The following is a 23,062-nucleotide window of genomic DNA, read 5'->3' as shown; positions in this document are numbered from 1 at the left end:
CATCAATGGCAAAATTGTGTCATAATATGCGATCCTAAAAAAAGATATCTTAAAATGCAAGCATGCTCAAAACCCCTTGAAAATCAACACATTTTACTACAGCCCTTATGCATTGGGGGCTTGCAGATTCAAAATAGATTATTCGTGGCGCCGATGGCAGGGGTGACGGACAACCCTTTTCGTAGGCTTTGTAAGTCATTTGGCGCAGGTCATGCGGTCAGCGAGATGATCATTGCAGATACGGCGCTGTATGCACGTAAAAAATCCCTTTATCGCGCGAATTTTGATGGCGAAATTGCGCCCATCAGCGCACAGATTGCAGGGGCAGAGCCTGATAAACTGGCGCAAGCTGCCCAGTTTCAAGTCGACAATGGCGCTCAGATTGTTGATATTAATATGGGCTGTCCTGCCAAAAAAGTCTGCCGTAAGCTCGCAGGCTCGGCGCTACTTCAGGACGAAGATTTGGTTAAGCGACTGCTTGATAGTGCCGTCTCAGCAGTTGATGTGCCTGTGACCTTAAAAACTCGTTTGGGATTTGCCAATGGGCAAGAAAATATTCTTAACATCGCACAAATCGCTGAACAGTCAGGCGTGGCCGCCATCGCCATTCATGGGCGCACACGAGAGGATTTTTATACTGGTCAGGCGCGGTATGAGATGATTCGGCAGGTTAAGCAATCAGTCAAAATACCCGTCATTGTCAATGGCGACATTGACAGCCCCCAAAAAGCCTTAGATGTTCAAGCTCAAACAGGGGCAGATGCCGTAATGATTGGGCGGGCAGCTCAAGGCAAGCCCTGGCTATTTCAGCAAATTACCCATTTTGCCAAGACTGGCGAGCTTTTGGCGCCGCCTACGGTTGGTGAGATCCACGAAGTGGTCTTAAGACATTTAGATGAGTTATATCGCTTTTATGGGGAATATTCAGGATGCCGTATTGCCCGTAAGCACATCGCATGGTACACAGGCGGTCTGCCCAATTCTAACGCATTTCGTGATGCCATGTATGCGTGTGAGACCACCAAAGAGCAATTTACCGTGGTGGATGAATTTTTTAGGACAATTTCTTGAGTATTTTAACCAATAAAAAATGGATTGAGTGTGTATTCAATCCATTTTTTTATAATTTAAATAAACTTAATCACTTCTTCGGCATTCAGGCGTGCCTTAGGTAGATTTTTATTGCCATCATTTTGTGAGGCGTATCCAAGCGCAACCAGCACAGAGCTTTTTAATCCTTGATCAGCAAGACCAAGCGCTTCATCTAGCACTGCCTGATCATAGCCACCAATCGGCGTGGCATCAATCCCCATCAGTGATACCGCAAATAGCAGGTGCCCAAGCGCGATAAAGGTTTGATTTTCAGACCATTGGAATAATTTTGTTTGATCGTCTGCCAGTTGAGAAATATAATGATTGCAAAGTTCAAATCGCGCCTGCATGACCTCATCGCTAGCAAAACGTCCGCCATCTTTTTCAGCTTGTAGCACCTTTTGTAAGTGAGCATCGTCCAAATCAGTGCGTGTGCACATGATGATGACATGCGATGCATTGTTAATTTTAGCGGCATTATGCGCATCACCGCCCACCATGGATTGGGTTATTTTGGCTTTGGTATCGGCGTTGTCCGTCACCAAAAATTGCCATGGCTGACTGTTGATAGATGAAGGCGCCAAACGAAGGGTTTCAAGTAGTTCATTAAGATCCGATTCGCTGATTTTTTGGTTAGCATCGTAGGCTTTACAAGTATAACGGCTTTGGGCATGGTGCCTTGCAGTTGACATTATGACTCCTTATAAGAATTAATAGGTGTGATTAAGTGATCAGAACTTGGGTGCATACTGACATCTTCGATGATGGCATTGGCTGACCCATCTTTAAAAGTTATCTTAACTGACTGATTTTTTTGTAGGGTTTTGGCGCTTTGAATGATTTTATGGCTATGAGTGCTATTAACGACTGCATAGCCTTTTTGGAGCATTCGGCTTGGATGCTGAATCAAGATCAAGCTTTGTAAATGCTGACAGTCTTGTTTGGCTTTTTGCAAATGTTCAAACACGATTTTATGCTGATTAAGATAAGTTTTTGTCGCATGTTTGACTTGTAATGTGATCGCTAAGCTTGATTTTTGGGTCTGAGCCAGTAGGGCGCTTAGTGCTAATTTTTCTTGATGATAGCGAAACTTGGCAGTGCTTTTGATATGGCTAAGCTGATATATATTGTCTTTTTTTGCCATACTGATGGCATGTAAACTACTTCTTTTTATTCGCTCAATTTGCCGTTGGCTGTTTGACTGCGCTGTCGCCAGACGCGTGTTGGCAAGTTTGCTCAAATGCTCCATCGTAGCCACCGCCTGACGCGTCATCTTGACCAGATGCGCCTCGATACCAAGGACAACTTTTGATGGCGTATCAAAACTGGTATGCGCCACTTCATCAAGAATCACCGAGTCGCGCTCATGCCCAACGCCGACCCAAACAGGGATCGGGCATTCCGCCACCAAAGCCGCCAATTCAAAATTATTCAGATACGCCAAATCACCAACCGCACCGCCGCCACGAATGATGACTAACAGATCCGGCAAACTATCATACGCATTTTTAAAATTGCTTAAACTCTCAGAGATCGCAAGGCGTATCTCATCAGGGGCATGATTGCCTTGAAAAGTGGCATGATGATAGTGAAATTGGCAAGCGCCCGCCAAAGCGAGCCGATCGGCTTCAGCGCGAAAGTCACCCAAGCCTGCTGCTTTTTCAGGGGCGATCACGATGACATGACGAATATCAAACGGCATCGGATGCTGTTTGTTTAAATGAATCAGCCCTTCTTCAGCCAGTCGTTTTTTCATCTGCGCATACGCAGCGGCGATCTCGCCTAAGGTATAATTTGGATCAATATCGCTGATGTTTAGGCTAAAACCGTAATTGGTATGAAAACTGGCTGAGCACTTGACCAAGACTGAGACACCTGCTTGCAGGGTTTGACCAGTGATTTTGGCAAATTTGCCCATCACTGTCTTGGCACGAAATCGCCATAAAGTCGCGCGGCAGCTTGCGGTGATCTGATCGGCATCATCGGTCTCAGCCAACTCAAAGTAATAATGGCCGCCCTTGGTATTCATGGCGCGGATCTCGGCGCGCACCCAAACTTCATGGTCAAAACTATCATCAATCACCATTTTGACCGCTGTCAAATAATCCGATAAAGACAGGTGAGCGCCCGCCAAATTACTGTTATTTTCATCTGAAAGCTCTGCTTTGGCAAGCTGAGCTTCAAAACTTTCAGCAATTTGACGATGTTTATTTAATAGCGTTTCGGGGTCGGGCGGGGCGGCGCCCAATGCTTCGGCGCGCTCTATGATGGAGTCTTTTGGCATAATTTTGGCGTGATTTAAGTGAGATAATATTGTAGCAAAGCCAAACCAAATTGGCAATTTTAAGCTTTTAGGCGTTTGTAAATGGTTTTGTTTAAATAAAGGCATAAAAAATCGCCCAAACGAATTTGAGCGATTTTAAAGCCAAAGAGCTTATTTTAAAGACTTATTCAGCTGCAGAAGTTTTGTTGGCGGGCTTGCTGGCAGGTTTAGTCGTTAAATTTACCGCTGTTCTGATGGGCAATTGGGCACCGACAGTCAAATCTGTGCGCTCATCCATCTCATACAGCGCGCCTGCACGACCAACGATCAAAGGATCAATATTGCCAATTTGAGAAGTGTCTTTATTTTCGTAGGTCAATTTGTTAAGCACATAACGCATGGCGTTTAAGCGTGCACGTTTTTTACAGTCAGACTTGATCACAATCCAAGGCGCTTCTGCTGTATCGGTGTTAAAGAACATGGCTTCTTTGGCAAGTGTATAATCATCCCATTTATTGAGCGATGCTTTGTCCACTGGTGAGAGTTTCCACTGTTTTAACGGATCGTTTTCGCGGCTGGCAAAACGCGCGCGCTGCTCTTCACGGCTAACCGAAAACCAAAATTTCACCAAATGAATGCCAGATTCTACCAAATGCTTCTCAAATTCAGGCACTTGATGCATAAAAATGCGATATTCTTCATCAGTACAAAAGCCCATGACGCGTTCTACAACAGCTCGGTTATACCAAGAGCGGTCAAACAAGACGATTTCACCAGCGGTGGGCAGATGCTGTACATAGCGCTGAAAATACCATTGACCGCGTTCTTGTTCGGTTGGCTTTTCTAAAGCGACCACGCGCGCGCCACGCGGATTTAGATGCTCCATAAAGCGCTTGATGGTGCCGCCTTTACCTGCAGCGTCACGACCTTCAAAGATGATGACAAGTTTTTGACCAGTAGTTTTGATGTGGTGTTGGAGTTTTAAAAGTTCAATTTGTAGCTTGTATTTTTGGGCTTCGTAATTTTTGCGACTTAGGCGATATTTGTAGGGATAGCCGCCTTCGCGCCAGTTGTCTGACAGCTGAGTGTCGCGCGATTTATCGGTACGAACTTGGCTGATGATTTGAGCGGCAGGCAGATATTCTTTGAGCGCTTCACCAAATTCTGTTAACTCCTCAGGGGTGGCATGTTCAAGCAGCTCTTCTAATTGACCCACAGTTTGAGCCATGATCACTTCGGCTTTTGACGGCTTTGGCTTAGCTTCTGTCGTAGTCGATGCTTTGGCGCGAGTCGATGTTGTTTTTTTGGGGGCAGTTGCGTCAGTCGTTGAGCTTGTCGCAGCTGTCTTAGGCTTTGGGGTAGTTGTCATGAAAACTCCTTAAGTGAACAAATGAAAAACAACAAAAAACCTTGCTATTAGTATGTTATCATGTTAATACAATGTTATCAACTGTTAAGCTATTTGTCATATTGACTGACCATTTCACTATAACTGATCACAAGGTATGGACAAGCTTATTTTTGGCTTACTATGAGCTTAAGCGGTTTAGATGACAATTTAAAGAAAAAAATTTATAAAAGTTGTTGACAGTGGTAAAAATATCGGTATAATACGCACTCATAGCCAAACAGGCTAACCATACATGCCAGTGTGGTGAAATTGGTAGACACGACGGATTCAAAATCCGTTGCCCTTAAAAGCGTGTCGGTTCGAGTCCGACCACTGGTACCAATAAAATCAAAGACTTACAGCGAAAGTTGTAGGTCTTTTATTTTGTCTTTTGATAATCAAAAAATAATGATAACCACATAATAACCAACGTTAAAACTTTATGTAGGTAAAAAACACCTCGTATGGGATACATGCGGGGATAGCTAATTCAGCAATCTGCGCCTGTGTATCGCCTGTCATTTGTCTTTTAGCAGCCATTACTTTCCAACCGCTCGGCTGAGTTATTTATCGGCTCTTATCATCTTAAGTCTTCGGTAAGATGAAACATGGAGGATTTTATGAAATTTGCAATCGCATTATTCTTATGCATCGGGGGTGTATCACTGTTATCACATGCACACCCCAATCCCGATCAGATTGGCGTTTGTTATTTATTTCAAGGCGATAGCTTGAAGAAAAAAGATGTATGTGTGATTTCTAGTGGTAGCGGTGCAGGTGGGTACTACATCAATTTATATTTGAATGGTAAACCATACTTGTTTGAGTTTAGTCATGATGATATGGACTCAAGTAAAGTTAGCTACTCAAGAGGCCCTTATTTTTATCAAAAATTAAGGGATGAAACGCAAGATTATGTAGATTCCGAAGAGTCAATCTACTGTTTTAAGCATAAGCCTTACGATATTTGTTATAAAATGCTGTAATTAATACTCATCATTTAGTCAAGGTAACGAATAGCTTCAAATAAGGTCTATTTAAATGGCATGTATGTGGTGCAATGCCATTTTTTACTAATTGACACTTAAAAAAACTTAACCCACTTTGGTGCTCTTAGTTTTGAGTCGCAGCCGCCAAAACGCTATGCTCAAACAAACCGCCGCCACGCTCGCCAAATACACCATCTTTTGCCACACATCTTGTGTGGGTACGCCCATTTGATTAAGCTGCACAAACATTTGTACGCCTTGCGTGGTAGGCAGGGCATGGGCGATGGCTTGTACAAATTTTGGCATCGCGATCAAAGGATAAGCAAGTCCTGTCAGCATAAATAATGGCACAGAAGTAAAAATCAGCAGCACGCCCACTTTTTCGCTACCATTGACCCACGATGCGATCAATAAAGCCACGCCGATTGCACAGCTGACAAAGATGGGTACACCAAGCATCATCCCCCAAAAGTTGCCGCCCCTGGGATAATCGTGCCACCAAAAAGCAAAACCAAATAAATAAAAACACGACAAACAGCCGATGGTCAGCGCCACAGCATAAATCGCTAAAAAATCAGAAGCGGTTGCACGCCATCGTCGCTGGCGATAGCCCGCCACCAGCATGGCAAGCCCAAGCACGACTGTCTGATGTACAATCAGCGGCGCCACCGCAGGAAAAATATAGCTGCCATAGCCGGATAAAGGATTAAATAATGCGCTGGTATGAATAATCTGCGGTATGGGCTTATGCCTGGTTTGGGTGACTTGTCCTAGCTCATCAATGATGGTCGCCTGTAGTGATGACACCAAGCCTGCACCGATATTTTGGATACGCAAAAAGTACGCCGAACTAAGATAAAGCCCAACGCCGCCTGTTTCGCCATGGTGAATGCTTTGGCTAAGATTATAAGGCAGCAATAAAATGCCATCTGCTTGCCCAGATTGCACCATGTTTTGAGCGTCATTAAAGCTGTCAGTGATCGCCAAAACGTGTATATTTGGCGTATGGCTCGCGGTATGGATGATGGCTTGGGTCAGCGGACTTCGCTCTTCGTCGACGATGATGATGGGTAGATCGGCAGGGCGTTCAGCCTGATAAGCAAAAGGATAAAAAAAGCTGTAAAACACCACCGACAACACCATGGTCAAAAAAATGGATCGGTCTTTGACAATGTCTAGCCAAATGCTGGCATACTTTTTGATAAAGCGCATCATCACTCCTTGTCCAAACCCAGTGGTCGGCTTGCTAATAAATGGTGGCGGTGCATAATAAAGACACTGATCGCACCAAAAATCAGCACAAATATCAGCAGGGATTTAAGGTTTGGTAGGCTGATGCCCACTGGACTGCCAATCACCCACTGCTCGACCTGCAAACGCGCAAAGGACGTAAAAGGGATGATTTCTGACCAAAACTGGGTAAATCCAGGGGCATTGTTCAATGGCAGCGTCACACCTGCAAAACTCATCGATGAACCGCCATAGACGGCTAAAACGCCATAGCTTTTATTGACATCTTGGGTTCTTAGCACGACCATCGCACCAAATAGGGCATAAGCAATATAAAACAGCAGCTGACCAATGATAAGCACAAATAGCGAACCTGCCACAAACCAACCGCGCACGCCCACCAGCCACGCCTGCCACAGCCAATGCCAAAGGCTGATAATCAGCACATAAACCCACAGCTTGCCAAACAAGGCGCCCACAGGTGATTTTTGTAGCCATTCGTGTGTTGTTCGCTCGCGAAATTCTTGACCAATGGCATTTGCCACCAAGCAGCACAGCAGCAAATGCAGCACCGCTGGCACCAAAAACGGCTCCAAGAAAAATTCATAACTTAAATTGGGATTAAATAGCACAGATACTTTGATGTGCGGCACATCGACAGGCGGGTGGGGTAATACGCCGTTCAGATGCTCGGTTTTGACAAATTCAGCGACAGCCCCTTTGGTGCTACTCGATAAAGCCGATGACACAGCACTGCCAATGCTAAAAAAAGACTGGTTATAAGCGATGTGGATGCCAGTGTTCTCACCGCGTACCAGTCGGCTCTGAGCACCGCTCGGAATATGAATATATCCCCCAACTTCCAAGCGATTGATGGCATGGTGCGCATCTTGTATTTCGGTTGAGTTAAGCGCAATATGCACAGCTTCATTATGGCTGATACGATGATGGATCAAACTGCTCAAGGTGCTATGATCTTCATCAATCAACGCCACAGGCAGATGATGCGCCTTCCCATGATAAAACATCGCCCCAAACAGCACAATGATCATCAAAGGCATTGCCATCACCATCACCAAATCAAATCGGCTGCGTGATAAGCGGTCAAGCTCACGCCCAAACGCATGACAAAAAGCATGGATAAAGCGAGTAGGATCGATTGCCATGACAAATACCCTGATCTGATAATTTAAGGTGTCACAGTAATGTCAAATACCACGCTCATACCCACTTTTAAGCCTTCAATGGGTGCGATTGGCTCAAGTTTGGCTTTAAAGCTATGTATATCATAGCCGCCGCTTTGTCTGGTATTTTTGATGGTGGCAAATTCGCCTTCGGCATCAGTATGCACGATTTTGAAATCGGCGCTTTTATTAAGCGCAGGGATAAAGCCAGTCAACTTGGGCAAGGCTTGCACATGGCTGTATTGATCTTCTTGGATATTGATGCTAATGGTAGGGTGATTGTCAAGCAGGCTCATCACAGGCACCGCCGGCATGATCAGCTCGGTGGTTTGGGCATAGATTTTTGAGACCGTACCATCAATGGGCGCATAAAGCATGGTTTCGGCCTCCAAAGCATTGGCTTCGGCAACCGCCGCTCGCGCGATTTGGACTTGGGCGTCGGCAGACGATTTTAATTCATCGGTGCGACCACGCTCAGCTTTTAAGTATTGCTGATGCGCTGCATGGGCGATTTGAGCAGATGACTGATGCGCAGCTTGCATTTCATCGCGGCGCTGACGCGAGATGACGCCTTCTTGATACAGATAATCGCTGCGACGGAAAGTATCGGCTGCCAGAGCCGCCTGAGCTTCTGCACTTTGCCAGTTGGCGTACAGCGTATCCACATTTTCTTGTCTTGTACCACGATCAGTTGAAGCCTGGAAGGCAAGGGCGGACTGTAGCATGGCGGCAGCTTGCTGTTTTTTGGCTTCGATTTCAGGGCTGCTTAGCTCAACCAAAGGATCGCCTGCTTTGACTGTTTGACCTTCTTTGACATAGATGGTATCGATGCGGCTTGGCAGTTTGGTGCTGATATTTACCGTTTCGCCCTCGACGCGTCCTTGGATGCTAAATGTGGTCGGCTTGGCAATTTTTTGTCTGACGCTGCCGATTAAGCCTGATTTTGAGTCATCGGTATTCAGCTGATTATTACCTGCAGGCGTACTATGCTTGGTATCATAGCTTTGCATCAGCCCAAAAATGATCACGCCCAATACCGCACCAATCAGCACTAATAGCAGCTTGGCAGCGATACGCTTGCGCTGATCTGCGGTCAGAGTAGATTTCTTTTTTGGGTAGCCAGTCTCAGCACTTTGCTTTTCGTCATCAGTGTTATCAGTCATAGATGTTGTCTGTGGTTAATGTGTTAAATTGTCTCATGATTTGGTTTATAAACTACTGATTTAATCAATCACAGTCGATGCGCATCAGGCAAATACAGATGGCTATAAAATTCATCAATCGATCCCGTATGGTGCAGCAGTGTCGCCAATGCCAAGATATATCGATACGCGTTGAGTGCCGTTTCACTTTCGATCTGCGATAAAGCAGTCTGCGCATCGACCACATTGGTCACTGTCCCAAATCCTTCTTGAAAAGACAAAGTTTGGATGCGCAAGTTTTCTTCGGCAGCTTGACGATTTTGCTGAAGTAGGGCGTGTGTGCTTTGTGCAAGTGCCATCTCACCATAGGCGGTATGCATGGTGGTTGTAATATGCTGATTCACACGATCGCGACCTGATTGAGCTGCTTGTTTTTGTAGATGCGCCGCTTGGACTTGTTTATCGCGATCGATCCCTGAGAACAAATTATACTGAACTGTCACCCCGGCAAACCAGTCCGGCTCATCATCCAAAGTATAACGAGCGACTGCAGCGACCTTGGGTTTTTTGGTGGATTGTCTGAGCGCGATATTAGCATCAGCAAGACGAATATCGGCTTCAAGTTTTTGATTTAATGGCGCATTTTGGGAAGCGCTGACTAAGGCTTGCCAATCAGGGCGCTCTTTGGTGTTGATAAATAGCGGCGTACTAAGCCTATCAAGCCGAGACAAGCCAAGCAATGACTCAAGCTCATAAATGCTGTTTTGATGCTGATTTTGGGCGGCTTGATGCAGCCTTTGAACTTGGTTACGCGCCACTTCAAACTGCATACGCTGCCCACGACTGATAAAGCCTTGTTGCTCTAGTTTATAAGCGTTATTCACATGCAGCTGCATGGCGTTGAGCATTTTTTGTTGGGAGGTGGTCAGCTGCTCTTGCAGCTTTACATTAAAATAGTGGCGGATTAAGTTAAGTTTCGCCAAAGAAGTTTGATCTTGTAGCCCAAATTCGCCGCGCTCTGCTTGTAGGTTGGCAATATTTTTGGCGCTGCTGATCAATCCGCCTGTATAAATTGGCATAATGGCAGAGATACTCGGCGTGACGCCATCATGGCGCAGCCTGACATCTTGATGACTGGGCAGGCGATCAAGGGCGCTTTGGGTGCCAGCATGCAAGGTGTCTAGTAAGCTTGATGGCGCATTATCAAAGCGATGGTCAAAATGCGCGTTGATGTGCTCGGCAGTCTGCTCTTTGATATTATCTAAAGGAATGCTGCTATTTTGGTGCAGCGTAAAGGCGTGTACATTGAGCGACACCCTAGGATAGTGTAATTTTTGTAGTGATTCTGCTTGCAAGACATCGGCTTGATACAAAGCATTGCTTGCTTGAATGGTGGGGCTATTGCTCATGAGCTGTTTTTGGGCGTCAAGCAAGCTATAGTCGGCATAAGCCTGCTGGCTCAATACTAAGCCCAAAAGTAGTAAATAAGGCATTTTCATAATAAAAGCAAACAAAGTAAAGCACGTGAAATATGATGAGCCGATGGTGTGTAGAATATTAATTTTTATTAAAAATTTGATTAATAATTCTTGACCAATGACAGGCAGTGAATATATCCATGCTGTATGATAACAAGCGATGATGGTATTTTCAATAGCGACTGGTCGGCATTTGATAACCCTAAGGTATTCATTTTAAGTTGATTTTTGGGATGAATTGTGGTTTATGTGGTTTGTGAGCTATGAGTTCAAATTGATTATAACAATGCTATATTCTCATGTATGAAAAATTCTAAATCCAAACAGCTCTTAGATTGTTTTCATCGTTGACTATCTCATCTTTTACCGCTTAGTTAGAAAAAATCGGACGCATCTCCGTCCGATTTTTATTTTATGCTACATTAAGACAGTGCTATAAGTGTCGTGCCATACTCCACTTTATCTCCATCACCTAAAAACACTTCGCTTACTACGCCTGCTTTGTCAGCAGTAATCGGTGATAGCACCCCAAGCGCTTCCACACTTGCTACCATATCGCCGACATTAATGGTATCGCCGAGTTTGGCAATAGGCACAAATCGCCCCACGCTTGTCGCGATAATGGTTTGACTGTCATCAGTGTGACTATTTGCCATATCGGCGGGCAGGGCAGGCGCTTGAGTATTGACATTTACTTGATTTGCCGAAGTGCCATTGACCACTTTGATGCGCTTGTCACCATCGGTGATTTCAATTTCATAAAGCCCGCTTTGGCTTGCCAGATCGACCACTTTTTGAATCTTTTCAAAATCAATCATTTTTCAACCTATCTTTTATCCCGCTAAGTATTTAGAAATGGTAATGATGCTCAAAATTGACATGGCAACCGCCACAATCCAGCCAAATACTGCCATCCATACAGGATGCTTATAATCGCCGATGATTTTTTTGCGATAAGCGGCAAGCAAGATAACCACAAGAGCAATGGGTAATACCAAGCCATTTAATGTTCCCACAAGTACAAGCACCTGAGCGGGTCTGCCAATGGTTGCAAAGACAAGTGTTGAGATGGCGATAAAACCAATGATAAAGTAACGGCTATATTTGGCAATGACAGGATGAAAATTGGTCATAAATGATACAGATGTATAAGCACAGCCAATCACAGATGTGATAGATGCTGCCCAAATGACCACACCAAAGATAATCCGACCTGTGTCACCAAGTCCGTGCATGAATGGCGTGAGAGCAGGGTTATCTGCCATCATTGCCACGCCGGACGAAACCACACCAAGACAAGCCAAGAATAAGAATACGCGAATGACGGACGCCGCCAAAATGCCTTGAATGGAGCTTTTGGAGACCTCAGGTAAGTTTTCTTTACCTGTTATGCCTGCGTCTAGTAGTCGGTGAGCTCCAGAAAATGTAATGTATCCGCCCACCGTACCACCCACCAGTGTAACAATTGCCATGGCATCAATTTTTTCAGGGGTGATGGTGCGTGCAATGGCTTCACCAAAGGGCGGATTGGTGCTAAATACCACATAGATAATCAGTGCAATCAGCACAAAACCCATCATCTGAGCAAATTTATCTACCAAAGACCCTGCTTCTTTACTCAAAAATATCCCAACGGCAATCACACCTGACACTAATGCTCCAATAACAGGATCGATGCCAAATACTGACTGCACGCCAAGCCCCGCGCCACCGATATTACCGATATTAAAGGCAAGCCCACCCATGATGATGAGGGCGGCAAGCACATAGCCCATCCCGGGTAACACAAGATTGGCAATCTCTTGGGCTTTCATTTTTGAAATGGCAATCACGCGCCAAACGTTCAATTGCACACCAATATCCATGATGATAGACATCAAGATAACAAAGCCAAAACTTGCCCCCAATTTTTCGGTGAACGTGGCAGTTTGGGTCAAAAATCCTGGTCCTACTGCGGATGTCGCCATTAAAAATGCCGCTCCCAAAATGGCGGAGCGGTTAACAGAGTTATTGGTATTTTTCATAAATTTCCTTATTACCAAAAGCAACAATGATGTTGATTAACATAATCCTGGTGGTTAAATCAAAACCTAACCAATTGTAATACCTCGAGCCAATAAATTTTCTTTGATTTTCTTGGCAAAACCAAGGGCATGTTCGCCATCGCCGTGCAAGCAAATACTGTCCACATCAAGAGCAATGACTGTACCGTCCTCAGCGACAACTTCGCCTTTTTCTACCATGCGGACAACTTGGCTGATCGCTTCATTTTCATCATGGATAAGAGCATTTGGCAGGGTGCGTGAAACAAGCGTGCCATCAGCATTATAATGCCTGTCAGCAAAAGCTTCAGAGATGGTTGTCAGCCCAAGCTTTTTGCCTGCACGAATTAGCTCGCTACCTGATAGCCCCATGAGTGCAAAGCTTGGGTTAAAGTCATGTACTGCCTGCGCGATGGCTTGAGCAAGATCAGGGTCTGTGCCGGCTTGATTGTACAGTGCGCCGTGTGGTTTGACATAGCTTGGTGTTAGTCCCATCGTGTTGCACACCGCACATACCGCACCCATTTGATAAAATAATAATGCACGCACGTCCTCATGTCCAAGGCGATGATTGGTACGCCCAAAATTTTCACGGTCATCATAGCTTGGGTGTATGCCGATTTTTACGCCGTTTTCTTTGGCATAGCTCAAAGTTTTGACCATATCCGCGACACCGCCTGCGTGCAGCCCAGCACAGATGTTAGCTGATCTAACAATAGTCATAAGCTCTTTATCAAAAGCAAAACCTTCGGCAACATCGGCATTTAAATCAATATTCATGTTTTATCCTTGTTTTAAAAGTTAAAAGGCGACCTAGAACCGCTTTGCCATATAAGCCACCTGGCGAATATGGGCATTTTGTTTGATAAGGCTATCAATGGCAAAGTCCATATCCACCCACTTAAATTGTACTTGCCCGCCAAATCGCAACTGGGCAAGTCGCCCCAAATCCGCCTCAATCACCGCTCCAATCTTAGGATAACCACCTGTAGTCTGTGCGTCCGCCATGAGTACAATGGGCTTGCCATCTGGCGGCACTTGTATCATACCAAAATCCACACCGTGCGATTTCATCTCAATGGCATCAAAGACAAGGGGCGCACCTTCTAGGCGATAGCCCATGCGGTTGGAATTGGGGGATAGGGTGTAGGTTTGTGCACTAAAGTTATCTTGCTCTTTGATAATTTTGTCATATTCACTGCTTTTAATGACGTGAATGGTGGTGAATTGATCAAAGTCATAATGACCTGGCGCACCCATTTCGCTCATCTGTGTGCCTGCTTGGTAAGGCAGCTCGTCGCCTGATTGCACCGCTCGCCCAACGCCCCCCAAGCCTGTTTTGACATCGGTACTTGCTGAGCCTAGCTCAGATGCGACATCAAATCCGCTTTGCACGCACAAATATGCGTGCATTCCCTTGATGATGCGTTTAATAGTGAGCGTTTGCCCAGCTTTGGCAAAATAACGGTAGCCTGTGATGACAACTGTATCGTCAAGTGTCGCCTCAACATATGCCCCCATCAGACAAAACGTTGTATCTTGGCTGAATGTCGCTGTCAAACCGCCAAGAGTCACTTCAAGGGCGGGTGCATTGTCATTGTTACCAAGTAGGGCATTACCAAGGCGTAAAGATAAGCTATCCATTGCTCCACATTTGCCAATGCCAAGTCCCAAATACCCCACACGCCCCAAATCTTGAATACTGGCAATGGCTGTTAAAGTGTTAATTTTCAACATATAATAACCCTTATTTCAAAATATCTTGTACGACAAATTGTAGCGTATCGCCTGCCTGCAAGAGAGTCGGAGGCGTATTTGCTTTGTCAAATAAGGGTAACTGTGTCCGCCCAAGCAGCTGCCAACCGCCAGGCGATGCAAAAGGATATATGCCTGTTTGAGCACCGCCAATGCCCACCGAACCTGCTGGTACATTGGTGCGTGGCTTGGTATGACGTGGCAGGTGCAGCTCATCAGGCAGACCGCCAAGGTAGGGAAAGCCTGCTTGAAAGCCAATAAAATATACGGTATAAATCGGTGCAGAGTGTCGCTCTACAAGCTCAATCACGCTCATACCAAGACGCTTGGCACTATCCGTCAAATCCATCCCAAACTCTCCGCCATAGATGACAGGGATTTTGACGTGCTTGCCACTACTTTGGGTATTGCTTACTGGATTAAAATTGGCAACAAATTCATCAGTCAAAGCTTGCAAAATCTCCCTTTGGGTATTCAGGCATTTGGCGGATTTTATCGTGCTTATGTCTAAATATAAGGTCAAAGCATTCATGCCCACGACCGTTTCAACGACAATGGGGTTTTCTTTTAAATACTCAGCAAGTGACCAACATAATTTTTGCTTATCAAGACTAATCTCGCCATCCAAAAACAGTACAAGAGTCCGCTCTGATGAAAACTGCCAAATGGCTTGGACTTCCATATTTTCCCTTACTTGTGATTCGGTTGATTGTTGGTATAATTTTCAAGCCAGTGGGTCAAATAATGAATACTTACGCCACCTTTGCTAAACGATTTGTCATCAAACATCGCTTGGTGTAGAGCCTTGTTGGTTTGAATACCTTGGATATCAAGTTCGCTTAATGCCGATTTCATCTTTTGCATGGCAAGCTTACGGGTCGGTGCATGAACGCAGATTTTGCCAATCAAGCTGTCATAATAAGCAGGGATTTTATAGCCTGTATAAATATGGCTATCCACTCGCATACCATAGCCTGCAGGCAAATGACAGTAGCTGATGACGCCGGCTGATGGCATGAGTGTGAAAGGGTGCTCGGCATTGATACGGCATTCAAAGGCATGCCCTGTCAGCGTAATGTTGTCTTGGGTGAACTGTAAGGGCGCACCTTCAGCGACACGGATTTGCTCGGATATTAGGTTTACGCCTGTTACAAGTTCGGTCACAGGGTGTTCGACTTGAATGCGAGTGTTCATCTCAATAAAGAAAAATTCGCCATTTTCATACAAAAATTCAAATGTGCCCACCCCACGATAACCCATATCACGACAGGCTTTGACACACGCATCACCGATTTTTTGGCGTGCAGTTTCATCAATAAATGGAGCCGGAGCTTCCTCAATGATTTTTTGATGTCTGCGCTGCATAGAGCAGTCTCTCTCACCGAGATGAATGGCGTTACCATGCGTGTCGGCGATAACTTGAATTTCAATGTGGCGTGGGTTTTTAAGATAGCGCTCCATATAGACCACAGGATTGCCAAAGGCACTCATGGCTTCTTTTTTGGTCATAGTAACAGCAGACAGCAGCTCATCCATCGTCTCAACGACTCGCATACCTCGCCCACCGCCACCACCTGCAGCTTTGATGATGACGGGCAAACCGACCTTTTCGGCAATCGCGATAATCTCATGATCATCATCAGGCAAAGCGCCGTCAGATCCTGGCACACATGGCACGCCTGACGCTATCATAGTGTCTTTGGCGGCCACTTTATCACCCATCATGCGAATATTTGTGGCGGTAGGACCAATAAAGGTAAAGCCTTGATTTTCAACAAATTCGGCAAAATCGGCATTTTCTGACAAAAAACCATAGCCAGGATGGATCGCATCCACACCCATCAGTTCGGCAGCAGCGATAATAGCACGTTGGTTCAGATAGCTGTCTTTTGGTAAATGACTGCCAATACACACCGTCTCATCAGCAAGACGGACAGGCAGGCTGTCTTTGTCAGCAGTAGAATAGACAAGTACTGATTTAATACCAAGTTCACGACACGCACGGATAATGCGTAGGGCAATCTCGCCACGATTGGCGATCAAAATTTTATTAAATTTAGCCATGTCATTTCCTTTTAATATTTATAGTATTAGAATTTCTGCAAAACTTTATTGTTAAGAAAACTGTTCGTGCCAAACCTGTCAGAGCATAACACTTCCCGCTGACCCTTAGAAGCAGCTTAGGATCAGCGGATAACTTAGTTTCATAGTGAATCCATGATAACTTAAATCATTCAATCACAAATAGCGGCGCATCATATTCCACCATATCGCCATCTTCCACAAGAATTTCACGCACCACGCCATCTTTTTCCGTTTTTACTTCGTGCATGATTTTCATGGCTTCTATAATGCACAGCTTGTCGCCTTGTTTGACTGCATCGCCCACATTGACAAAATTGGGCATCTCAGGGCTAGATTTACGATAAAACGTCCCAAGCATGGGCGATAAGATGGTATGGTGAGTTTGGTTGGGCTCTGCGTTTGTACTTGTGCTTGATTGTTGGCTTATTTGGCTGTTAGTTTGCTCAGTTTGTGTGGTTGGTGATTGTGATGATTGCAAATTAAGGTTAGTATGGTGGGTTGTTTGTGGGGCATGAGTGCTATCTGCGTATTTTTTGATATGAATTTTTTGCTGACCATCTTGCACTTCCAAGGCGTGAATGTTAGCAAGTTCGACGAGATTAATGATTTTTGCAAGTTGTTCAAAATTAATATCCATCAGCTTTCCTTTTGACCCTATGTTAAATATCAGCGAAGTATAAGATAGGCTTGGATAAAAATCAATGGGCAATCATTATAAAATCCGTAAGAAAAACTGGCAGCTTTACCTTGGTTAATCAAGAGATTAACTAAAATATTTCATGCTGACCGATCGTTATCAAACATGGCAATCAATCTAAATTGAAATAAAATTTAGTAAATTATAATTTTTACTTTATAATAAAAAGATCGGGTTTATGGTATTGTTTTAATAATCCAATCGCCAGGATATTATGATTATCCTAGAGTAGGGTAAAGTGTTTACTTCATTGTGGAATAAATTTTTTAATACAGACTTTATTTCTTATCAATTTTAAGTAGCATAAAATTTTAGAGGTTGTACTAGATAAACCCCTAAATCCTACACCATTTTCTTAACAATCTTAATTGATTCAAACAACCGCTCATCAAATCATTGCGTCATAGATACCACTATATGAATCTTACCGCCACAATTATCATTTAGCCATGTAGCCGGCAAGATGGGAATGGAGTTGTGAAATCGATAATTTAGTATTTAGAAGTTTTTACTGATAGCGAGTCAAAAGGTCGGACACCAAATCACTGGAATCTTTAAACCTGATGCTAAATACCATGCAGTTATTAATTTTTTTAAAAATTAAGGTACTGATGTAGTTTAACCCTGCTTGGTCAGTGATGGTAGCGTGGGTGATGGATGTTTTATAGATTGGGTTGATTGTACCATAACCCTTACGTATGTAGTGTCAAGATTGGCACCATCTAAGATGAGACTGTCACTACTCATATCATCATCGTAGTTTGTGACGCTAACAGCGATTTGGGTGTTGGTAAGAGTGGCGGTTTTTTATTGGGTGGTCAAACAAGAGTGGAATGAGCAATCATTTGGAGTGTGGAATATGCGCTTGGCCGCTTATTTTGGGAATTTACTCGAACTCAAACACAGCATTTTACCACCTGCAACAAGACCACGCTTACCTTGACGAGTGCTGTCAAAGTAGCTTTCATCAGTTTCAATTCACCACCTAGCATTTCTAGGTGTCGGTTACGTTGATAGACGGGTAAGCATAAATGGCAGAAATAATAAGCAGCGGTTGTTTTGCTTTACATTAACCAATTAAGCTGCTGTTCTTGCAGATATTACTTCAAGAACAGCAGCTTAATTAATTTATTTTGCTGATGCTGACTTAGGCTAATTTCTCTCGTTTGTTTTTGACCTAAATAGAGTTTTAGATCATTATCAGGACAGCCTCAAAAATATTTATTACAAAGCTACAAAAACAGTCCCACTGAACAATTTGCGCGCAGTAGAAATAATTCCTGATTGTAGAATACCACCCATTCCATCCTGCTTAATTGTTACAGAGGTTTCACCACTCGGATGTTCAATAGTGTATAAATCGCCAATGTTAGCTTTGGTATTCACAACGCCATCCGCAACCGAACCAGGTATCGTACATGCTGTAGCAACGGATACTGCGCCAAAAACTCCAATTGCCTGATGACATTTATGCGGAATGAAAGTACGAGTATGAATCAAGCCGCCGTTAATAGCTTTAGATATAAGGGTAATTTTTGGTACAGATTTTTCAGTAACATTGCCTAGGTTCATTATTTCACCCGCAACAAGACGAATTTTTTCCAATTTGTCTTTTAGTGCGGTATTATTATCCAAATCCTCACAAGACTCATATCCAGAAACCCCTAAATCTTGAGCATTAATCAAGACTACAGGCATCCCATTATCGACACAGCTCACTTTCACTTCATTAATGACATCAATAATATTGCCAGTTGGGAGTAAAGAACCGCAGCTTGACCCAGCAATATCCGAAAAATAAATAGGAATGGCGGAAGCAGGTTTTGGTACACCATCTAAGAAAATTTCACCTCGGTAGCTTACTTTATTATTTGGAGTATGAACAACTGATGTTGCAATTTGACCCGTATTTCTCATAAAAATGCGAACGCTTGTACTCTCGCCGCGAATTGGCATAAGCCCTTGCTCAAGTGCAAATGGTGCAACTCCAGCCAAGATATTACCGCAATTTTGTGCATCTGTAACTATCGCTTTATCTACAAATACCTGCAAAAATAAATAATCAATATCTGCATCTGCATGGTTAGATTTTGAGATAATGGCTACTTTCGAGGTGAGTGGATTTGCTCCACCGATACCATCTATTTGACGAATATCAGGTGAGCCCATAACTGAAAGCAACAACTCATTACGAGTCTGAAGATCATCCGGCAGATCATCTGCTAAAAAATATACACCTTTTGATGTTCCACCTCGCATCATTGTACATGGGATACTCAATAGATCAGATTTCAAATCAATAAACATGATTCCACTCCTTGGTGATTGACATATGCTGTTTAAATTATCAATTCAAAGATTGTATAAACCATTATTTAAGTATGTTTTATTATTGAATTGATATTGTGCAAGGCTTAGTCATTGGAGGACAAGCCTTGAACTTTCGTAGTCTAAAAATCAAAGGAGTTGTTTTTCTAGCTCACCTAATACTTTGTAGCAATTGATGACACTCTCAACGCTTGAATTAGGTTGGCGACCCTCACGAATGGCTGCAAAAAATTCACGATCTTGCAACTCAATACCGTTCATAGATACATCAACATTGCTGACATCCACCACTTCTTCTTTACCAGTTACTAGATCATCGTAACGGGCAATATAAGTACCGTTATCACAAATATAACGGAAGAATGTTCCTAGTGGCCCATCATTGTTAAATGACAATGAGAGAGTGCAGATTGCTCCATTGGCTGCTTGAAGCTGAATCGACATATCCATAGCAATGCCTAGTACTGGATGAATTGGACCTTGAATTATATTGGCTTTCACTATAGAGCTTGCAGTTTGGTACTGAAATAAATCTACTGTATGTGCCGCATGGTGCCAAAGAAGATGGTCGGTCCATGACCGTGGTTCACCCAATGCGTTGGTATTCGTTCTTCGGAAAAAGTACGTTTGAACATCCATTTGCTGAATACTCAGATCCCCAGCATCAATTTTATTACGAATCCATTGATGGCTGGGATTAAAGCGACGAGTATGCCCCACCATTGCGACAAGCCCTGTCTCTTTTTGAACCTGCAACACCTCTTCGGCGTCACGCCATGAATCAGCCAATGGAATTTCAACTTGAACATGTTTACCTGCTCGCAAACATTGCAAAGTCTGTGAAGCATGCATTTGCGTTGGTGTGCATAGGATAACAGCGTCGAGTTCAGGTAAAGCCAAAGCCTCTGACAGATCAGTGGTTACAAATTTGATGCCATATTTGTCGGCAACAGTCTGCGTTTTTGCAAGATCACGACCGATAAGTGCAACAACTTCCACATCCGGTATATTTCTAATTCCATCTAGATGTTTTACGCCAAATGCACCTGCACCTGCTAGCGCAACTTTAATGGTTTTCATGTTAATACTCCTGTGAAATTTTGATTAGATTACAAAGAATTATGTTTGATGATGCATAATTATGTGAGTCGAACATCTGGCGCTTCCAAAATTAGGTGGCCTACCGCAGTGTTGGAAGCGGGCACATGATAAAAACGATGTTTAACTACTGGTACCTTATCCTCTTCACAAATTGCGGCACGGGCGATAAGCCACATGACTAGCTCAATGCCTTCAGAACCAGCTTCGCGAACATATTCCACATGTGGTTTTTGTGCCAATTTTTTTGGATCGGCAATCAAATCATCTAGAAATTGATTATCCCACTCTTTATTGATTAAACCTGCTCGAGGTCCTTGCAATTGATGGCTCATGCCACCTGTACCCCAAATATGAACATTGATATCTTCATCATAGCTTTCCACAGCCTTGCGAATGGCACGACCCAAATCATAGCATCTTTGTCCACTAGGTACAGGGTACTGCACAACATTGACATGCAGAGGTATGACCTTAACTGGCCAAGGATCAACATCGCCAAATAGTAGAGTTAATGGAACGGTTAAACCATGATCAACGCCCAATTCATAGCATAGAGTTAAATCAAACCCTTGCTCAATTACTGCATGTGCTAAATGAGAGGCAAAAGCTTGATTACCTGGGATGTTTGGAATTGGTCGAGGTCCCCAACCTTCATCGCAAGGCATAAACTCTTGATTCATACCCAGAGCAAAAGTAGGGATAAGATCAAAACCAAAATTATTAGTGTGATCATTGTATACCAAGATAATAACATCAGGCTTATTTTCTTTTTGCCATTGTTTGCTATATTCATAACCTGCAAATACGGGTTTCCAATAGTCCTCTTTCGTCTTTTTAAGATCCCATGCAACACCAACAGCAGGAATGTGCGAGGTATAAACGCTCGCAGTAATTTTCGCCATGACTATTCTCCTTATTACTTATTTATTGTGCTCATTTAAATAACGATTACCTTCAATACTGCGTCCACCATTAACCATCATGTTTCGATAATCTTCTTCGCTCATACCGGTCATACTGCCAGCCATTTGTTGAAAAGTTAAGCCATCGGTAGCTCCAATTTTAGCAAGAACATAGATATTACCACCCAAAACCATACAGCGATTTAGATTGCGGCTCATTACAGCTTGCTTTTGATCTTCTGTCATTGGCCATTCATCAAGATATGCTCGCTCATCTTGTTTAAAGCGTTCACGATTTTCGGGCTTCATAAGAGACATGCAAAATTGGTTTAGGTGATAGCCTTTGCTTGCCTGCTCGGAGTCAAAGATAATCGTCCCTGGAATATCTTTGTAAGGTTTGTTAATTGCCATTTGTTACTCCTATTTTATGATTAAGTTGATTCTGCTTATTGCATCAAACTTCTTCTGGCCAATATAGCCTCATGGGATTATCAACCAAAATCTGTTTTAATTCCTCATCAGTGGTGGCAACTTGTGCAAGATAGTCCACCAAAAGTCCATCATCGGGCATGTGGTCTTTTAGATTTGGGTGTGGCCAGTCTGTACCAAATAGAACGCGATCTGGAAATTTCATCATTAGACGACGAGCAAAGGGAACTACATCAGTGTACGAGTTTTGCTCATTATTGATTGCCCTTGGGCCAGTGATACTAAGTCGCTCAGGACAAGACAATTTGCTCCAAATATTTGGATTCTCAGCCAGTAACTTAATAAATAATTCAAATTCTTCGCCATCAGTTGATTTACTCACATCAGGCCGGCCCATGTGATCAACCACTACAGTAGTTGGTAGGTTTGTGAAAAAATCCCACAGTTCAGGCAAGTCAACCGCTTCAAAATATACTACAATATGCCAGCCCAGCGGTGCAATCTTTTGCGCAATTTCTAGCAATTCTTCTTGTGGTGTAAAATCAACTAATCGCTTAACAAAATTAAATCTCACACCTCTTACACCAGCATTGTGTAGTTCCCGCAATTCATCTTGACTGATATCGCGTTTTACACTAGCTACGCCACGAGCAAGATTTCCAGCGCTTTGTAAAGCATCGACTAAAGCTCTATTGTCTGAACCGTGACAGGTGGCCTGCACGATTACATTGCGCGCAAACCCTAAGTGATCACGCAAAGCAAAAAGCTGTTCTTTGGAGGCGTCACAAGGCGTGTATTTTCGTTCAGGTGAATAAGGAAATTTTTCACCAGGACCAAACACATGACAGTGTGCATCTACTGATCCCACTGGTAAGGCTATTCGCGGCTTGGATGGATTGGGGTGAAAATCTAACCATCCAGGAGTTTTTTCAAAATTATTCATATTATGCTCCAT

21 protein-coding genes and 1 tRNA gene are annotated in these 23,062 nt (G+C 43.7%); 3 read left to right on the top strand and 19 right to left on the bottom strand.

Translation table 11 applies throughout. The annotated features are described in order from the left end of the window. Positions 1-54 precede the first annotated feature (54 nt). Complete coding sequence (gene dusB, locus B0180_RS07085; protein ID WP_078256293.1) at positions 55-1,071, top strand: tRNA dihydrouridine synthase DusB; 1,017 nt, start codon at positions 55-57, stop codon at positions 1,069-1,071. 56 nt (positions 1,072-1,127) lie between these two features. On the opposite strand, the gene nfsB is transcribed toward dusB, so the two are convergent. From nfsB to ppk2, 3 genes are all read right to left on the bottom strand, one after another. Then, positions 1,128-1,784, bottom strand: coding sequence for an oxygen-insensitive NAD(P)H nitroreductase (gene nfsB, locus B0180_RS07080; RefSeq protein ID WP_078256292.1), 657 nt, complete (start codon positions 1,782-1,784; stop codon positions 1,128-1,130). Beyond that, positions 1,784-3,433 (bottom strand): exodeoxyribonuclease VII large subunit, encoded by a 1,650-nt coding sequence (gene xseA, locus B0180_RS07075; RefSeq protein ID WP_078256467.1) that lies wholly within the window; start codon positions 3,431-3,433, stop codon positions 1,784-1,786. The genes nfsB and xseA overlap by 1 nt, the downstream gene beginning before the upstream one ends. A 106-nt stretch (positions 3,434-3,539) precedes the next feature. After that, positions 3,540-4,724, bottom strand: coding sequence for a polyphosphate kinase 2 (gene ppk2, locus B0180_RS07070; RefSeq protein WP_078256291.1), 1,185 nt, complete (start codon positions 4,722-4,724; stop codon positions 3,540-3,542). 276 nt (positions 4,725-5,000) lie between these two features. Here ppk2 and B0180_RS07065 point away from each other — a divergent pair. Next, positions 5,001-5,087, top strand: a tRNA-Leu gene (locus B0180_RS07065). Positions 5,088-5,365: 278 nt separating this feature from the next. Then, positions 5,366-5,731: a hypothetical protein gene (locus B0180_RS07060; protein ID WP_078256290.1), complete on the top strand. Its 366-nt coding sequence runs from the start codon at positions 5,366-5,368 to the stop codon at positions 5,729-5,731. A gap of 108 nt (positions 5,732-5,839) precedes the next feature. Here B0180_RS07060 and B0180_RS07055 read toward each other — a convergent pair whose 3' ends face one another. The 16 genes from B0180_RS07055 to B0180_RS06980 form a co-directional block, all read right to left on the bottom strand. Next, positions 5,840-6,949: an ABC transporter permease gene (locus tag B0180_RS07055; RefSeq protein WP_078256289.1), complete on the bottom strand. Its 1,110-nt coding sequence runs from the start codon at positions 6,947-6,949 to the stop codon at positions 5,840-5,842. Continuing rightward, on the bottom strand, positions 6,949-8,130 hold the full coding sequence (locus B0180_RS07050) for an ABC transporter permease (protein WP_078256288.1): 1,182 nt from the start codon (positions 8,128-8,130) through the stop codon (positions 6,949-6,951). The genes B0180_RS07055 and B0180_RS07050 overlap by 1 nt, the downstream gene beginning before the upstream one ends. A gap of 23 nt (positions 8,131-8,153) precedes the next feature. Then, positions 8,154-9,311: an HlyD family secretion protein gene (locus tag B0180_RS07045; RefSeq protein ID WP_078256287.1), complete on the bottom strand. Its 1,158-nt coding sequence runs from the start codon at positions 9,309-9,311 to the stop codon at positions 8,154-8,156. 68 nt (positions 9,312-9,379) lie between these two features. Further along, the gene (locus B0180_RS07040) at positions 9,380-10,789 is read right to left on the bottom strand and encodes a TolC family protein (RefSeq protein WP_078256286.1); all 1,410 of its coding nucleotides are present in this window, start codon (positions 10,787-10,789) and stop codon (positions 9,380-9,382) included. Positions 10,790-11,190: 401 nt separating this feature from the next. Further along, positions 11,191-11,586 (bottom strand): acetyl-CoA carboxylase biotin carboxyl carrier protein, encoded by a 396-nt coding sequence (locus B0180_RS07035; protein WP_078256285.1) that lies wholly within the window; start codon positions 11,584-11,586, stop codon positions 11,191-11,193. Between the two features lie 15 nt (positions 11,587-11,601). Further along, positions 11,602-12,792, bottom strand: coding sequence for an NRAMP family divalent metal transporter (locus B0180_RS07030; RefSeq protein ID WP_078256284.1), 1,191 nt, complete (start codon positions 12,790-12,792; stop codon positions 11,602-11,604). 66 nt (positions 12,793-12,858) lie between these two features. Next, positions 12,859-13,590 (bottom strand): 5-oxoprolinase subunit PxpA, encoded by a 732-nt coding sequence (pxpA, locus tag B0180_RS07025; RefSeq protein ID WP_078256283.1) that lies wholly within the window; start codon positions 13,588-13,590, stop codon positions 12,859-12,861. Positions 13,591-13,623: 33 nt separating this feature from the next. Next, entirely contained in the window at positions 13,624-14,547 is a 924-nt protein-coding gene (locus tag B0180_RS07020) for a 5-oxoprolinase subunit C family protein (RefSeq protein ID WP_078256282.1), read from the bottom strand. Between the two features lie 10 nt (positions 14,548-14,557). Further along, complete coding sequence (pxpB, locus tag B0180_RS07015) at positions 14,558-15,247, bottom strand: 5-oxoprolinase subunit PxpB (protein WP_078256281.1); 690 nt, start codon at positions 15,245-15,247, stop codon at positions 14,558-14,560. Positions 15,248-15,255: 8 nt separating this feature from the next. Beyond that, the gene (gene accC / locus B0180_RS07010; RefSeq protein WP_078256280.1) at positions 15,256-16,629 is read right to left on the bottom strand and encodes an acetyl-CoA carboxylase biotin carboxylase subunit; all 1,374 of its coding nucleotides are present in this window, start codon (positions 16,627-16,629) and stop codon (positions 15,256-15,258) included. Positions 16,630-16,795: 166 nt separating this feature from the next. Continuing rightward, positions 16,796-17,287, bottom strand: a complete 492-nt coding sequence (accB, locus tag B0180_RS07005; RefSeq protein ID WP_078256279.1) for an acetyl-CoA carboxylase biotin carboxyl carrier protein — start codon at positions 17,285-17,287, stop codon at positions 16,796-16,798. A gap of 1,284 nt (positions 17,288-18,571) precedes the next feature. After that, entirely contained in the window at positions 18,572-19,654 is a 1,083-nt protein-coding gene (locus B0180_RS07000; RefSeq protein WP_078256278.1) for a 4-oxalomesaconate tautomerase, read from the bottom strand. Between the two features lie 150 nt (positions 19,655-19,804). Next, a complete protein-coding gene (locus tag B0180_RS06995; protein WP_208609391.1) occupies positions 19,805-20,755 on the bottom strand; it encodes a Gfo/Idh/MocA family oxidoreductase in 951 nt (316 codons plus the stop codon). A 59-nt stretch (positions 20,756-20,814) separates the two neighbouring features. After that, complete coding sequence (locus tag B0180_RS06990; RefSeq protein ID WP_078256276.1) at positions 20,815-21,678, bottom strand: class III extradiol dioxygenase subunit beta; 864 nt, start codon at positions 21,676-21,678, stop codon at positions 20,815-20,817. An 18-nt stretch (positions 21,679-21,696) separates the two neighbouring features. Then, positions 21,697-22,089 (bottom strand): protocatechuate 4,5-dioxygenase subunit alpha, encoded by a 393-nt coding sequence (gene ligA, locus B0180_RS06985; RefSeq protein WP_078256275.1) that lies wholly within the window; start codon positions 22,087-22,089, stop codon positions 21,697-21,699. A 43-nt stretch (positions 22,090-22,132) separates the two neighbouring features. After that, positions 22,133-23,050 carry an amidohydrolase family protein gene (locus B0180_RS06980; RefSeq protein ID WP_078256274.1) on the bottom strand — a complete coding sequence of 306 codons (918 nt, stop codon included), beginning with the start codon at positions 23,048-23,050 and terminating at the stop codon, positions 22,133-22,135. Positions 23,051-23,062: the final 12 nt, after the last annotated feature.

The sequence above is a fragment of the Moraxella canis genome (assembly GCF_002014965.1).
In the GTDB taxonomy this organism is placed as follows: Bacteria; Pseudomonadota; Gammaproteobacteria; order Pseudomonadales; family Moraxellaceae; genus Moraxella; species Moraxella canis.
The sequence above is the reverse complement of the archived record's forward strand: the minus strand, read 5'-3'. Positions and strand labels throughout refer to the sequence as shown.

What these genes read in the sequence shown, in the direction of transcription:
- accC (WP_078256280.1), bottom strand. Translation starts at nt 16,629, where the DNA reads ATGGCTAAATTTAATAAAATTTTGATCGCCAATCGTGGCGAGATTGCC.
- B0180_RS07060 (WP_078256290.1), top strand. Translation starts at nt 5,366, where the DNA reads ATGAAATTTGCAATCGCATTATTCTTATGCATCGGGGGTGTATCACTG.
- B0180_RS07020 (WP_078256282.1), bottom strand. Translation starts at nt 14,547, where the DNA reads ATGTTGAAAATTAACACTTTAACAGCCATTGCCAGTATTCAAGATTTG.
- B0180_RS06980 (WP_078256274.1), bottom strand. Translation starts at nt 23,050, where the DNA reads ATGAATAATTTTGAAAAAACTCCTGGATGGTTAGATTTTCACCCCAAT.
- accB (WP_078256279.1), bottom strand. Translation starts at nt 17,287, where the DNA reads ATGGATATTAATTTTGAACAACTTGCAAAAATCATTAATCTCGTCGAA.
- ppk2 (WP_078256291.1), bottom strand. Translation starts at nt 4,724, where the DNA reads ATGACAACTACCCCAAAGCCTAAGACAGCTGCGACAAGCTCAACGACT.
- B0180_RS07030 (WP_078256284.1), bottom strand. Translation starts at nt 12,792, where the DNA reads ATGAAAAATACCAATAACTCTGTTAACCGCTCCGCCATTTTGGGAGCG.
- B0180_RS07055 (WP_078256289.1), bottom strand. Translation starts at nt 6,949, where the DNA reads ATGATGCGCTTTATCAAAAAGTATGCCAGCATTTGGCTAGACATTGTC.
- nfsB (WP_078256292.1), bottom strand. Translation starts at nt 1,784, where the DNA reads ATGTCAACTGCAAGGCACCATGCCCAAAGCCGTTATACTTGTAAAGCC.
- B0180_RS07050 (WP_078256288.1), bottom strand. Translation starts at nt 8,130, where the DNA reads ATGGCAATCGATCCTACTCGCTTTATCCATGCTTTTTGTCATGCGTTT.
- pxpA (WP_078256283.1), bottom strand. Translation starts at nt 13,590, where the DNA reads ATGAATATTGATTTAAATGCCGATGTTGCCGAAGGTTTTGCTTTTGAT.
- B0180_RS06995 (WP_208609391.1), bottom strand. Translation starts at nt 20,755, where the DNA reads ATGAAAACCATTAAAGTTGCGCTAGCAGGTGCAGGTGCATTTGGCGTA.
- B0180_RS06990 (WP_078256276.1), bottom strand. Translation starts at nt 21,678, where the DNA reads ATGGCGAAAATTACTGCGAGCGTTTATACCTCGCACATTCCTGCTGTT.
- B0180_RS07000 (WP_078256278.1), bottom strand. Translation starts at nt 19,654, where the DNA reads ATGTTTATTGATTTGAAATCTGATCTATTGAGTATCCCATGTACAATG.
- pxpB (WP_078256281.1), bottom strand. Translation starts at nt 15,247, where the DNA reads ATGGAAGTCCAAGCCATTTGGCAGTTTTCATCAGAGCGGACTCTTGTA.
- B0180_RS07035 (WP_078256285.1), bottom strand. Translation starts at nt 11,586, where the DNA reads ATGATTGATTTTGAAAAGATTCAAAAAGTGGTCGATCTGGCAAGCCAA.
- B0180_RS07045 (WP_078256287.1), bottom strand. Translation starts at nt 9,311, where the DNA reads ATGACTGATAACACTGATGACGAAAAGCAAAGTGCTGAGACTGGCTAC.
- dusB (WP_078256293.1), top strand. Translation starts at nt 55, where the DNA reads ATGCAAGCATGCTCAAAACCCCTTGAAAATCAACACATTTTACTACAG.
- ligA (WP_078256275.1), bottom strand. Translation starts at nt 22,089, where the DNA reads ATGGCAATTAACAAACCTTACAAAGATATTCCAGGGACGATTATCTTT.
- B0180_RS07040 (WP_078256286.1), bottom strand. Translation starts at nt 10,789, where the DNA reads ATGAAAATGCCTTATTTACTACTTTTGGGCTTAGTATTGAGCCAGCAG.